The organism is Nocardioidaceae bacterium, from assembly GCA_018672315.1.
Lineage (GTDB): Bacteria > Actinomycetota > Actinomycetes > Propionibacteriales > Nocardioidaceae > TYQ2.
In genome coordinates this window covers 3,218,376-3,231,962 of record CP076053.1, presented here as the reverse complement: position 1 = coordinate 3,231,962, position 13,587 = coordinate 3,218,376, and the positions used below count along the sequence as shown (strand labels likewise).

At 72.9% G+C, this 13,587-nt stretch carries 10 protein-coding genes; 5 read left to right on the top strand and 5 right to left on the bottom strand.

What is annotated here, in order from left to right; all coding sequences use genetic code 11:
- Nucleotides 1-600, top strand: a complete 600-nt coding sequence (locus KLP28_15485; protein QWC87024.1) for a hypothetical protein — start codon at nt 1-3, stop codon at nt 598-600.
- A gap of 219 nt (nt 601-819) precedes the next feature.
- Here the strand turns inward: KLP28_15485 and hrpA are convergent, their stop codons facing one another.
- The 3 genes from hrpA to KLP28_15470 form a co-directional block, all read right to left on the bottom strand.
- Nucleotides 820-4,593 (bottom strand): ATP-dependent RNA helicase HrpA, encoded by a 3,774-nt coding sequence (gene hrpA, locus KLP28_15480; GenBank protein ID QWC84927.1) that lies wholly within the window; start codon nt 4,591-4,593, stop codon nt 820-822.
- Between the two features lie 125 nt (nt 4,594-4,718).
- Nucleotides 4,719-5,360 (bottom strand): hypothetical protein, encoded by a 642-nt coding sequence (locus KLP28_15475; protein QWC84926.1) that lies wholly within the window; start codon nt 5,358-5,360, stop codon nt 4,719-4,721.
- A gap of 28 nt (nt 5,361-5,388) precedes the next feature.
- Nucleotides 5,389-6,006, bottom strand: coding sequence for a TetR/AcrR family transcriptional regulator (locus tag KLP28_15470; protein QWC84925.1), 618 nt, complete (start codon nt 6,004-6,006; stop codon nt 5,389-5,391).
- 99 nt (nt 6,007-6,105) lie between these two features.
- Here KLP28_15470 and KLP28_15465 point away from each other — a divergent pair, with 99 nt between their 5' ends.
- The 3 genes from KLP28_15465 to KLP28_15455 are packed head-to-tail and all read left to right on the top strand — an operon-like array spanning nt 6,106 to nt 9,921.
- A complete protein-coding gene (locus tag KLP28_15465) occupies nt 6,106-7,650 on the top strand; it encodes an NAD(P)/FAD-dependent oxidoreductase (protein ID QWC84924.1) in 1,545 nt (514 codons plus the stop codon).
- Nucleotides 7,647-8,486: an SDR family NAD(P)-dependent oxidoreductase gene (locus KLP28_15460; GenBank protein QWC84923.1), complete on the top strand. Its 840-nt coding sequence runs from the start codon at nt 7,647-7,649 to the stop codon at nt 8,484-8,486. Before KLP28_15465 ends, KLP28_15460 begins: the two co-directional genes overlap by 4 nt.
- A 4-nt stretch (nt 8,487-8,490) precedes the next feature.
- Nucleotides 8,491-9,921 carry a M1 family metallopeptidase gene (locus KLP28_15455; GenBank protein QWC84922.1) on the top strand — a complete coding sequence of 477 codons (1,431 nt, stop codon included), beginning with the start codon at nt 8,491-8,493 and terminating at the stop codon, nt 9,919-9,921.
- A 30-nt stretch (nt 9,922-9,951) separates the two neighbouring features.
- On the opposite strand, the gene KLP28_15450 is transcribed toward KLP28_15455, so the two are convergent.
- On the bottom strand, nt 9,952-11,211 hold the full coding sequence (locus KLP28_15450; GenBank protein ID QWC84921.1) for a hypothetical protein: 1,260 nt from the start codon (nt 11,209-11,211) through the stop codon (nt 9,952-9,954).
- A 36-nt stretch (nt 11,212-11,247) separates the two neighbouring features.
- Between KLP28_15450 and KLP28_15445 the strand changes: the two genes are divergently transcribed.
- Nucleotides 11,248-12,393 (top strand): glutamate--cysteine ligase, encoded by a 1,146-nt coding sequence (locus KLP28_15445; protein QWC84920.1) that lies wholly within the window; start codon nt 11,248-11,250, stop codon nt 12,391-12,393.
- Between the two features lie 26 nt (nt 12,394-12,419).
- On the opposite strand, the gene KLP28_15440 is transcribed toward KLP28_15445, so the two are convergent.
- On the bottom strand, nt 12,420-13,577 hold the full coding sequence (locus tag KLP28_15440; protein ID QWC84919.1) for an FUSC family protein: 1,158 nt from the start codon (nt 13,575-13,577) through the stop codon (nt 12,420-12,422).
- Between the last annotated feature and the right edge of the window lie 10 nt (nt 13,578-13,587).

The window sequence follows — 13,587 nt, the reverse complement described above, 5'->3', positions numbered from 1 at the left end:
CTGCCGGGTGCCCGCGCCTTCGAGCACCAGCCGGGTGGCGAGGACCACGCGCTGCGGGCCGCGGCCGCCGAGCGGGCCGCCGAGGTGCTCGTGCGCGGGTCCCGCGCCGACCTCGACGAGGCGGCCGTCTCCCGCGTGGTGACGCTGGCGCGCGACGAGGGCATCGACGCGCTCGCCGAGGTGTGGGCCGGTTCGCCCGCGGACTCCCTGTCGGGCTGTCTGTGGCGGCTGTACGTGATCCGCGAGTTCGTGCACGCCAACCCCCTGACCGTGGCCCGCGACTTCGCGGCGGGTCGTTCCGCCAGCGAGGTCGCCGAGGTCGTCGCCGGCGTCGTCGACCCGCCGGGACCCGACGCGGTCCGCGACCTCACCGACCAGGTGCTGCGCGGCATCGTCACGGGCGACTTCGCCGACACGCTGTTCCGGGCAGCCGCCTTCACCCGCGTCCTGGCCCACGGCCACGCCGTGCTCTCACCGGGCCGCCGTGAGACCGGCGGCACGGTCGAGGACGACGCCGAGCCCCTCGACGCAGGACGTCTGCTCGGGATGGCCGAGCAGCTCGAGGCAGCGGGACACCTGGAGCTGTCCGGTCAGCTCTGAGGCCGACCCGGACTCACCGAGAAGAAGAGCGAGGAACGCCGGACCGGGAGCGCCTCACGGCGCGTGGCCGCTCGTAGCGGCTTGTGTTGGGACCCGGGGCTGCCGCGGCCCGGCGCCCTCGCCCACCAGTGTGCACGGCGATCGGCTCATGACAAACCCTCGACGGGGTGTCGAGGCGCACGTGTCGCGCGGGAATTGCCCGCAGGTGGTCGGCGGCGCTCAGCTGCCGTCCAGCGCCGTACGGATGCGCTTGTCCGACACCTTCTGCGCGGTGCCGAGCTGCTGCGCCCACAGCGAGACGCGGTACTCCTCGATGAGCCACCGGGCCTCGCGCAGCGACGCTCCGGGCGGCCGCCCTGCGGGCAGCGCCTCGACCCGGTGCAGCCACGATTGCTGCAGCGGCGCCACGGCCTCGTGCTTGCGCCGGTCGTCGGTCGGCGCCTGCTCCAGGCGCGCGCGCCGCAGACCGACCGCCCGCAGGTAGCGCGCGAGGTGTCGCAGCCGTGCCGCCCCGACCTCACCGACGAACCCGTCGTGCACCAACCGGGCCACCTGGGCCCGCATGTCGGTCAGCGCCGGCAGCTGGGCGATGTCGGCCCGCCCCGTCAGGGCCCGGTCGGCCTCACGCCACGCGGCGAGCACGCGGCGCACCTCGGCGAGCACCTCCGACGCACGTGCCGGCACCTCGGCACGCACTCTGGCCACGAGGGCGTCGTACGCGGCCCGGTCCCACACCCCGCCCTCGGCGGTGAGCGCCTCGTCGACGAGGTCGGTGACCACGGCGGCACCGCAGTCGGCGAGGAGGTCGCCGACCGAGGCGTACGGGGTGCCCGCGATCTCCAGCTTCGCGGTGTTGTCCAGCGCGTCCTTGAGCGTCCGACGCACCGAGGGGGCGGCGAGCAGGGCGAGACGGCGTACGCCCTCGCGGTGCACCGCCTCCTGCTCGGCGGTCGACCCGCACACCCGCAGACCCACGGTGGTGCCCTCGTCGACCAGGGCGGGGTGCACCCGCACCTCCTGGCCCGCCCGGACCGTCGTCACAGTGCGCTCGAGCGTCCCGACCTCCCAGGTCGTCATCCCGCTGCGCCGCATCCCCGCCTCGGCGGCGACCTCGGCGATGGCGTCGTCGAAGGAGCCGCGCAACGGAGCCTTGAGCGCATCGAGGTCCTTGCCCTCCCCGACACGCGCGCCCGAGGCATCGACGACCGCGTACGTCGGACGGAGATGGTCGGGGAGCCGCGAGAGGTCCCACGCCTCCCGGGGCACGTGCACGCCGGTCGTGGCGCGGCACCAGCGCTCCAGGGCGTCGAGCAGGGGCTCCTCCCCCGCCGGCACCTCGGCGAGGAACCGAGCTGCGTGGTCGGGCGCCGGGACGAACGACGTGCGCAGGTTCTTCGGCAGCGACCGGAGCAGGGCGATCACCAGCTCCTCGCGCAGTCCCGGGACCAGCCAGGAGAACTGGTCGGCCCCCACCCGGTTCAGCACCGCCACGGGCACCTCGATCGTCAGGCCGTCATGGGCCGACCCCGGCTCGAAGCGGTAGTCGATCGGCAGGGTGAGGTCCTCGCTGCGCCAGCTGGTCGGGAACTGCTCGTCGGTGATGCCGGCCGCGGCCTCGTTGACGAGCATCGCGGGGTCGAAGGTCAGCAGGTCGGGCTGCTCGCGGCGCACCTGCTTCCACCAGGAGTCGAAGTGAGCGCCTGAGACGACGTCGGCGCCGACACGCTCGTCGTAGAAGTCGAACATCGTGTGCTCGTCGACGACGAGATCGCGGCGTCGGGCACGGTGCTCGAGCTCGCCCACCTCCTCCAGCAGCTCACGGTTGTGGTGGAAGAACCGCTGCCGCGTTGACCACTCGCCGTAGACGAGCGCGTGGCGGATGAACAGCTCGCGGGAGAGCTCGCGGTCGACCGTGCCGTACTGCACGAGCCGGTCGGCGACCAGCGGGACGCCGTAGAGCGTCACCCGCTCGCGGGCGACCACCGCGGCGCGCTTGCGGGACCAGTGCGGCTCGGCGTACGACCGCTTGACGAGGTGAGCCCCGAGCCGCTCGGCCCACTCCGCCTTGATGCCGGCGTTGGTACGTCCGAACAGGCGCGAGGTCTCCACCAGCTCCGCCGCCATCACCAGCTGCGGCTGCTTCTTCGCCAGGCCCGACCCGGGGAAGATCGAGAAGCGCGTGCCCCGCGCACCGAGGTAGTCGCGGGTCTCGGCGTCCCGCAGCCCGACGTGGGACAGCAGCCCGGCGAGCAGCGACTGGTGGATGGCGTCGGCGTCCGGCTCGTCGGCCGGCTGCCCCACGGTCAGACCGATGTCCTTGGCCACGCGACGCAGCTGCGACTCGTAGTCCTGCCACTCCCGGATGCGTACGTAGTTGAGGAACTCGCCCCGCACCTCGCGCCGGAACGCCGAGGACCCCTGCGCCTGCTGCCGCTCCCGCAGGTGACGCCACAGCGTGAGCCAGGTGAGGAAGTCGCTGCTCGGGTCCTTGAAGCGGGCGTGCAGCTGGTCGGCCTGCGCCTGCTTCTCCACCGGGCGCTCCCGGGGGTCCTGCACCGACAGGGCCGCCGCGATGACCAGCACCTCACGCAGGCACCCCCGACGGTCCGCCTCCAGGATCATGCGGGCCAGGCGCGGGTCGATCGGCAGCCGGGCGAGCCGACGGCCGGTGTTCGTGAGACGCACCTGTCCCCCGGATGCCCCGGAGGCGGCGGGGGCGACGGCCCCCAGCTCGGTCAGCAGCTCCACGCCTGCCCGTACGTTGCGTCGGTCCGGTGGCTCGACGAAGGGGAACCGTTCGACCTCTCCCAGCCGCAGCGAGGCCATCTGGAGGATCACGGACGCGAGGTTGGTGCGCAGGATCTCGGGATCGGTGAACTCCGGGCGTCCCTCGAAGTCCTCCTCGGCGTACAGGCGGATGCAGATGCCGGCCTCCACCCGGCCGCACCGTCCGGCCCGCTGGCGTGCCGAGGCCTGGCTGATCGGCTCGATCGGCAGGCGCTGCACCTTGCTGCGCGTGGAGTAGCGCGAGATGCGCGCGACGCCGGAGTCGATGACGTACCGGATGCCGGGCACCGTCAGCGAGGTCTCCGCGACGTTCGTGGCGAGCACGACGCGGCGTCTGGTGTGCGGTGCGAAGACCCGGTGCTGCTCCGCGGCGGAGAGCCGTGCGTACAGGGGCAGCACGTCGAACCCGGGTCGGGTGCGCGCGGCCAGTGCCTCCAGCTCCTCGGCGGTGTCGCGGATCTCCCGCTCGCCGGGCAGGAACACGAGGATGTCGCCCTGCCCCTCGGCGCACAGCTCCGTCACTGCGTCCGCGACCGCCTCGGTCTGGTCGCGGACGACGAGCTCGCCCTCCTCGTCCGGGTCGTCGCTCTCGTCGACCTCCAGCATCAGTGGCCGGTAGCGGACCTCGACCGGGTACGTACGCCCCGACACCTCGATGACCGGCGCCGGCTCGCCCGCCGCGTCGGCGAAGTGTCGCGCGAACCGCTCGGGGTCGATGGTCGCGGAGGTGATGACGACCTTCAGGTCCGGGCGCCGGGGCAGCAGTCGCTTGAGGTAGCCCAGGATGAAGTCGATGTTGAGGCTGCGCTCGTGCGCCTCGTCGATGATCAGGGTGTCGTACGCCAGCAGGTCCCGGTCGTGCTGCAGCTCCGCGAGGAGGATGCCGTCGGTCATCACCTTCACGCTGGAGGCCGCCGAGGTCTTGTCGGTGAAGCGCACCTGGTAGCCGACCGTCTCGCCCAGCTCGCTGCCGAGCTCGCTCGCGATGCGCTCGGCGACGCTGCGCGCGGCGATACGGCGGGGTTGGGTGTGCCCGATGCGTCGTCTGCTGCCACGGCCGAGGTCGAGGCAGATCTTCGGCAGCTGGGTGGTCTTGCCCGACCCCGTCTCGCCGGCGACCACGACGACCTGGTGGTCGCGGATCGCCGCGGCGATGTCCTCGCGGCGGGCGCTGACCGGCAGCTGCGCCGGGTAGGTCACCGGCACCGGTGGACGCTGTGGCAGGTCCTCCTCACGGACCGCGCCCCGCCCGCCGTCGCCGCGGCCGCCGTCCCCCCGGCGACGGCCTCCGCGACGGGAACGACTCGAGCGGGACCGCCGTGTCTGCTCGCTCAGGGCAGGTCCAGCCGCTCGTCGGCCGCGGCCGCCGCGAGGTCGGCCGCGCTCAGCTCGGCGATGTCGACGGCCGAGACGATCACCTTCTGGCCCCCGGGCTGCTCGAAGCCGACCGAGATCTGCGTACGCCCCGTGGCCAGCGCCTGCGCCGTCGCGCCCTCGACACCGGGCACCGGGACGCTGCGGCACCCGGGGTAGGCGTCCACGCACAGCCACCCGTCGGGCCAGCTGTCCGCCACGACCAGGCCGACCAGGCCGCGGGGACTCCACTCGGCGTTCATGCTCCACCCACCGCGCACCGTGCCGGCACCCACGCCCGAGGCGGGCTCGTTCGTGCCGTCGTAGGCCGCGAGCCGCTCCTGCCGGGGATCGAGGCGGTCCGCCAGCACGGCGTACATCGTGGCCGGCACGTCGCTGGTGTCGGGGACCGGCGACTCGGACTCGGTGAAGGGGACGTCGGTCTCCTCCAGGGGCACCTCGGGGCTCGCGGCACCCGAGCCCTGAGTCGAGCCCTGACTCGAGCCCTGAGTCGAGCCCTGTGTCGCGCTCGGTGTCGGACCTGGGGAGCCGCCCCCCGTCTCGGAGCACCCCACCACGGCGGTGGCCAGCACCACGGCGAGACAGGAGAGACGACGCATGGGACCCATCATGCAGGGACCCCGGGGACTAGGCCTGTCGGGGCAAGGAGGTCAGCCCGGCCCAGAGCGCCGAGGTCAGCGAGGTGATCAGCTGGTCCTCGCTCAGTCCGGCGTCGTCGAGGACCCAGTCGAGCACCGCGTCCTCGGCCATCGACGCCCAGGCGCGCGCGAGCCGGCGGCTGGCGGTGGTGTCGGTGATGCCGAGCTCCGCGAGCGCCCCGGCTCCGGCGGCGGCGAAGATGCGGTCGGTGAGGTCGCCGCGGGCCCGCTCGTAGACACCTCGCAGGTCGTCGCTTCCGCCGCGAGCCGCCCGCACCAGCGAGGCGTAGCCGGTGTGGTTCGCGCGCACGTACCGCACGTACACGCGCATCGACTCCAGCATCTGGGTCAACGCGTCACCGTCTCCGGTGGGCGCGGTGGCCTCGAAGATCTCCCGGGCTGCCCGCTCGACGACGGCCACGTGGAAGTCGTGCTTGCCGCCGAAGTAGTGGTACAGCAGCCCGCGCGAGATGCCTGCCTCCTCGGCGAGCAGGTCGATGCTGAGCTCGTCGAGCTGCCGGGTGCCGAGCAGCCGGACGCCGTGGTCGAGGAGCTGCTCCTTGCGTTCACGGGGGGTCAGCCGGGTTCGGCGGGCGGGCTGACTCATGGCGGCAGCCTAGCCGCGACGACGCGGGCGCGCGTGATCTGTTGAACATTGTTCAGCACATCTGTTGACGGTCGTTCAACAAGCCTCTAGGTTCCTGCCATGACGACATCCCTCACGGTCCTCCCGGACCACACCCGGGTCGCGGTCGTCGGGTCCGGCTTCGCGGGCCTCGGCACGGCCATCCAGCTGCAGCGCCACGGGCGTACGGACTTCGTGGTGCTCGAGAAGGCGTCCGAGGTCGGTGGCACCTGGCGCGACAACACCTACCCCGGCGCCGCGTGCGACGTGCCGAGCCAGCTGTACTCCTTCTCCTTCGCCCTCAACCCCGAGTGGTCGAGCAGCTTCAGCCCGCAGCCGGAGATCCAGGACTACCTGCGGCGCACCGCCGCGGAGTCCGGTGTGCTCGACCGGTTCGCCTTCGACACCGAGGTGCTGGAGGCGACGTGGGACGACGAGGCGGCCCGCTGGCGCATCAGCACCAGCCGTGGCGAGATGACCGCCGACGTGCTCGTCACCGGGTCCGGAGGCCTCTCGGAGCCGAAGATGCCCGACATCGAGGGCATCGACGAGTTCGGCGGCACGATCTTCCACTCGGCTCGCTGGGACCACGACGCCGATCTGACCGGCAAGCGCGTGGCCGTCATCGGCACCGGCGCCTCGGCGATCCAGATCGTCCCCGAGCTCGCCGAGAGCGTCGACCACCTCGACGTCTACCAACGCACCGCGCCGTGGGTCATGCCGCGCCACGACCGCCGCTACACCGCGGTCGAGCGCTTCGGCTTCCGCCACGTGCCCGGTCTGATGCGGCTCTACCGCACCGCGATCTACTGGGGCCGCGAGGCGTACGTGCCCGCCTTCGTCTGGAAGCCCGCCATCGCCAGGCCGGCGCAGCTGATGGCGAAGGCCAACATCGCCCGCGGCATCGACGACCCGGCCCTGCGGGAGAAGGTCACCCCCGACTTCGCCTTCGGGTGCAAGCGGGTCCTGATCTCCAACACCTACTACCCGGCCCTGGGCAGCGACCACGTCGACGTCGTCGACACCGGGATCGCCCGCGTCACCCCCACCGGCATCGTCGACCGCGACGGCGTCGAGCGCGAGGTGGACGCCATCGTGGTGGCCACCGGGTTCCACACCACCGACCAGCCCATCGCGCACCACGTCACCGGCCGCGACGGTCGCACCCTGGCCGACGTCTGGTCGGCCCGCGGCATGGCGGCCTACAAGGGCACGACCATCAACGGGTTCCCGAACCTGTTCCAGCTCGTCGGCCCCAACACGGGGCTCGGCCACTCCTCGATGGTCTTCGTCATCGAGAGCCAGATCCGCTACGTCCTCGCCGCGCTCGACGCGATGGACGCCGACGGCATCGCCGCCCTCTCCCCCACCCCGGCCGCGCAGGAGGCGTGGACCGAGGAGGTGCGGGAGCGCATGGAGCCCACGGTCTGGAACACCGGCGGCTGCGCCAGCTGGTACCTCGACGAGCACGGCAACAACACCACCCTGTGGCCGAGGGCCACGTTCACCTTCAGGCGTCTGCTGGGAGACTTCGACGTGGCCGCGTACGAGACCGTCCCGGTCGCGGCCGAGACCCGAACCGCAGCAGACGCCGCCACCACCGAGAGGGAGACGATCTCCGCATGAAGACGCTCAACGACAAGGTCCTCGTCATCACCGGGGCCGGCTCCGGCATCGGTCGTGCGCTGGCCGTGCGCGCCGCAGGCCAGGGCGCCAGGCTGGCGATATCGGACGTGAACGCCGAGGGTCTCGACGAGACGGCTCGCCAGGCCAAGGACGCGGGTTCCCCCGAGGTGCAGTCCCTGCGGCTCGACGTCTCCGACCGCGAGGCGTTCGGGGCGTACGCCGAGCTCGTCGTCGAGCAGTTCGGCCGTGTCGACGCTGTCGTCAACAACGCCGGCGTCGCGCTGCACGGCGACTTCGAGGACATGGACTACTCCGAGATCGAGTGGATCGTCGGGGTGAACTACTGGGGCGTCGTGCACGGCTCGAAGGAGTTCCTGCCGCACCTGATCGCCTCCGGCGACGGCCACCTGGTCAACGTCTCGAGCCTCTTCGGTCTCATCTCGATGCCCGGGCAGAGCGCCTACAACGCCACCAAGTACGCCGTGCGCGGCATGAGCGAGGCGATCCGCGAGGAGATGATCGTGGCCGGCCACCCCGTGGCCGTCTCGGTCGTGCACCCCGGCGGCATCAAGACCGGCATCGCGCGCAACTCCCGGGTGACCAAGGGCCAGGACCAGGCGAGCACCGCGAAGTTCTTCGACGAGAAGCTCGCGAAGATGACCCCGGAGAAGGCGGCACAGATCATCCTCGACGGGATGCTGGCCTCCAAGCCCCGCATCATCGTCGGCATGGACGCCCACGCCCTGTTCACCCTGTCGAAGGTGGTCGGCCCCCGCTACCAGGACATCGTGGCGCGCACCGCGCGCAAGGTGCTCCCCCGCACCACCGCGCGCTGAGCTGATGGGCCGCGGGCGCCCGGCGACGCTGCTGGCAGCCGTGCTGCTGGTCGGCGTCGCCGGCTCCTGCACCGGGACAGACCCCTCCCCGGGCCCGGCCGCTGGTCCGGCGTCCGGTCCGGCGTCCGGCCCGGCGCCCAGCGGGGGCCCCGCGCCGCTCTACCCCGGGCTCGGCAACCCGGGCTACGACGTGCTCGACCAGGCCGTCGACGTGACCTGGGTGCCGCAGACGCGGGGCATCGACGCCACGGCGCGCATCACGCTGCGCACCACCGAGGTCCGGCGCACCGTGCGATTCGACTACCGCGGGCCGTACGTGCTCGCCGTGCGTGTCGACGGCGCCATGACCTCCTTCGACCGCACGGCCACCAAGCTGCACGTCGGGCTCGGACGGCGTGCGGGCGCCGGGGAAGAGGTCGTCGTCGAGGTGCGCTACCGCGGACGGCCGGCGCAGCTGACCTCACCCGCGGAGCGTGCACCCGGCTGGTTCCCCACCGACGACGGGCTGCTCGCCTACGGCGAGCCCTCGGCCCCCGCCGCCTGGACGCCGGCCAACGAGGCGGTCACCGACAAGGCCACCTGGACCGTGCGCCTCACCACACCCGAGGGCCTCCTCGGCGTTGCGGGCGGCACGCTCGCCGACCGCGTGGACGCCGACGGCACCACGACCACGACGTGGCGCCTCGCCCAGCCGGCCGCCCCGTACCAGCCCTACCTCGCGATCGGTGAGTTCGAGGAGGTCGTCGAGCGCGTCGGCGGCATCGAGCTGCGCTCCTACCTCGAGCCCGGCGTCGACGACGCGGTGACCTCCGAGGCGTTGGCGGTGCAGTCCGAGGGGCTGCGCTGGATGGTCGAGCGGTTCGGCCCGTACCCCTTCGACGTCGGCGGCTTCACCCTCGACGACAGCGGCGGCGAGATCGCCCTGGAGAACCAGACCCGCCCCGTGTACGACGGACTCGTCACCGAGACGCTGGTGATCCACGAGCTCGCCCATCAATGGTTCGGCAACGCGGTGACGGTCAGCTCGTGGCCGGACATCTGGCTGAACGAGGGGTTCGCCACGTACGTCGAGTGGCGCTGGCGCGCACGCAACGCGCCCGAGCGCGCCAGCATCGCCGCCCAGCTGACCGGCGCGCTCGACTTCTACCCCGACGAGTTCTGGGACTTGCCGCCCCACCCGATCCGCCGCACCTCGCAGGTCTTCGCACCGCAGGTCTACGTGCGCGGCGCGATGACGCTCGCGGCACTGGAGCTCCGGATCGGCACGGACACGGTCGACGAGCTGCTGCGCACCTGGGTTGAGCGCCACCTGTACGGCAACGCCTCCTCCGCGCAGTTCGAGCGGCTCGCCGCGCAGGTGGCCGGTGAAGACCTCGACGCATTCTTCGAGGAGTGGCTCAGGACCCCGGGTCGACCGGACGCCCCGCAGGACTGAGCCACCGGGCTCGGGCTCTCGCAGCGGCGCTTAGCGACGGTCGAACAGGCCGCGCACGTTGTCGGGGGTGCCCTCGACCCTGCGCTCGTCGCCCGAGACGTGCTCGGGGCGCTCGTCCCTCTCGCTGGGATGCATCGGCCCCTCGCGTTCCTCCGAGGCGAGAGCGGGGCGGCTCCGTGGCGTGATCGCACCGTCGAGTGCCACGGGCAGGAGCAGGCACACCCTGCTGCCGCCCAGGTCGCTCGGCTCGACCCAGCAGCGACCCCCGTGGGACTGCGCCACGGCGCGGACGACGGCCATGCCCAGTCCCCGGTCCCCCTCGTCCGTGCCGCCCGCCCCGCCGTCGAGGGCGACGCGGAGCTGGCGAGCACGACCGGGCGGCCCGTCGTCGTCGAGGCTGACGACCACCTGGTCGCCCTGCACCTGGGCGTCGATCTCGACGTGCTCTGCGCGCTCGTGCTCACGGCCGGCGATCAACGCGCCGGCGAGCACGTGGTGCAGCGCCCTCTCCACGGCGGCACCGTCGACCAGCAGCCGCACGTCACGGCTGCTGACCACCGACACACCGCTGCCGGCGGTGACGTGGCCCTGCGCGACGAAGTGGTCCAGGGCTGCCTCGACCAGGTCCTCGAGCCTGTGCACCTCCGGCTCGCCCGGCTCGAGACCCTCGCGAGCCACCGAGGCGTCGTCGAGCACTCCGCGGAGCTCGGTCGCGAGCGCCTGGGCCCGCTCGAGGGGCGCCCGGTCGGCTGACGTCTGCGTAGCCGCGATCTCGCGCAGCACCGTCCTCAGCTCCCCCAGGTGCGTCCGCAGGCTGCCCGCCACGTGGAGGCGCAGCTGCTCCTCCTGCGCCATGCGGCGCTCCACGGCACCCTGGGTCATCGTCACCGCGGAGGAGAGCTCCTTCTCGGTGCGCAGGAGGTCCTGCACGCTGAGCAGGTCACCGACGGCGTCCGCGGTGGTCAGGAGGCGCCGGTGCGCCCCGGCCCCCAGCGGGGTCCGGGCGCGGGCAGGGGTGTCGTACGCCACGAGCCGGCCTCGCACGCCCCCGGCGCGGTCACGCACCTCGACCTCCTCGCGCTGCCAGGAGCCCGGCACCCCGACGTACGCCTCCAGGTCGGCGGCGTGCGGATCGGTCGGATCCGGGACGACGCTGAGCGCTGCGACGCCGCAGGCGGCCCGGCCGAGGTCGAGCAGGGCCTCCAGGCGCGCGACCGACGGGTCACGTTCGGGGGGACTGATCTGCGGCTCCTCTCGGGGCGTACGGTCGTGGCAGCCCCAGTGGATCACGGGCCGCGTCGACCCGCACGGGAACCAGGAGCAAGCATGAGCGTGGCGTTCGCCGACTCCCCCGCGCACACCCTCGGCGTGGAGTGGGAGTTCGGCCTCGTCGACCGTCGCACCCGTGACCTGGTCAACTCCGCCGAGCTGGTGCGCTCGTCCTTCCACGGCGCCCACCCCGACCACGCGCCCCGGCTGCACCGTGAGCTCCTGCGCAACACCGTCGAGGTGGTCAGCGGCGTCGGGGAGGACGTCGAGGAGGTGATGGTCGACCTGCGCGACATGGTCGACCGGGTCCGCGGGGTCGCCGCCGACCACGGGTGCGCGCTCTACTGCGCCGGCACGCACCCCTTCGCCACCTGGTCCGCGGAGTCCCTGACGCCGTCGCCCCGTTACGAGGAGCTGATCACCCGCACGCAGTGGTGGGGACGGCAGATGCTGATCTGGGGCGTGCACGTGCACGTCGGGGTCAAGCAGCACCACGTGATGCCGGTCATCTCGGCGCTGCTGACCTGGTTCCCGCACCTCCAGGCGCTCTCGGCCTCCTCCCCGGTGTGGGCGGGCACCGACACCGGCTACGCGTCGAACCGGGCGATGATGTTCCAGCAGCTGCCGACCGCCGGGTTGCCCTTCCAGCTGGCCGACTGGGGCGAGTACGAGCGGTTCGTCGAGGACCACCGCACCACCGGCATCATCGACTCCGTCGACGAGATCCGCTGGGACATCCGCCCCGCGCCGAAGACCGGCACCATCGAGGTGCGGGTGATGGACGGCATCTCGACCTTCTGGGAGATGCGCGCCCTCGTCGCCCTCGTCCACTGCCTGGTGGTCGACCTGTGCGAGCGCACCGACGCAGGTGAGCAGCACGACGTGCTCCCGCCGTGGTTCGTCCAGGAGAACAAGTGGCGCGCGGCCCGCTACGGCCTCGACGCCTGGGTGATCACCGGTTCCCACGCGACCGAGCGGCTCCTCGCCGACGACCTGCCCGACCTGCTCGCACGCCTGGCGCCCGTGGCACGACGTCTCGGCTGCGTCGAGGACCTCGCGCTGGTGGCCGCCATCCCGCGGTCCGGGGCGGCGTACGCGCGGCAGCGGGCCGTCGCCGAGCGCACGGGTGGCGACCTGATGGCCCTCGTCGACTCGGTGCTCGACGGGCTCGACGAGGACGCGCCCGAGCCCGACCGGGCCTGAGCCGGCTTGACCCCCGGGACCTGACCTCAGCCCGGCGCGGGCGGCAGGGCGTCGGTGGCCTCCAGCACGTCCATGCCCGAGAGCTGCAACAGGTCCGCGACGAGGGACCGCACCTGGGCGAGCACGACCTCACCCGAGAGGCTGTGGGCCCGGGAGACGATGCCGGTGTGCTCACCGACCTCGAGCAGGCGTACGCGCGCCCCGACGACGGGCTGGCCGGAGCGCAGCTCGTCGGTGATCTCGTCGAGGGCCGCGGCGAGCTCGGCCAGCAGCGCGACGTACTCCTCGGGGACGTGCTCGTGCCGGTGCGCCGCCACGGCCACCCGGCGGGTCAGCACCCGGGTGTTGACCATCGCCCGGCGCAGCGGGCCGACGAGCTCGCCCATGCGTTGCACCTCGCCGGTGTGGCGGTGGCGCACCCACGGGGAGGAGGTGACGACCGAGAGCCCCTCCGAGGCCGCGTCGGAGAGCTCGCGCAGCAACGGCTCGGTCGCCCGCGCCCGCGCCAGCACTGACAGCGCGTTGTCGACGTCGCGGTCCTGCAGGCAGCTCGCGGCGGCACGCACCAGGTCGGCCATCGTCGCGGTGACCACCGCGGCCTGGGTGCGTGGGCGGCGTACGACCGAGGCCGGGACGACCGCGGCGGCGACGATGGCGACCGTCCCCCCGATGACGGCGTCGAGCCATCTGGTGAACGAGGCCTCGGCCGTGGTGGCGAAGGCGGTGATGATGATCGACTGCACCGCCGCCTGCGTGACGAAGAGCGTGCCGGCGTCCAGGAGCAGCGCCGTGCTCATGGCCAGCGCGACGACGATGCCGATCTGCCACCAGCCCGAGCCCAGACCCAGCACGAGCAGGTCGGCGAGGAGCACCCCGACGGCGACGCCGAAGGTCACCTCCAGCACGCGACGCAGCCGCTGCCCGTAGGAGGTGCCGAGCCCGATCACCGCCGCGATCGGGGCGAAGAACGGGTTCTGGTGCCCGAGCAGGTCGGCGGCGATGAACCACGCCGCCGCGGCGGCCAGGGCGCACTGCGCGACGACGAAGCCCTTCTCGCGGAGCCGCTGCCAGCGAGCGGCGGGTGCGAGCCTCGTGGCCGCCGACCGACCCAGCAGCGCACCCGCGTGGCGCAGACGGGGCACCCGGCTGCCGGGCGCCGACCCGGAGTCGTGTGCGGCGGACATGAGGTGATTC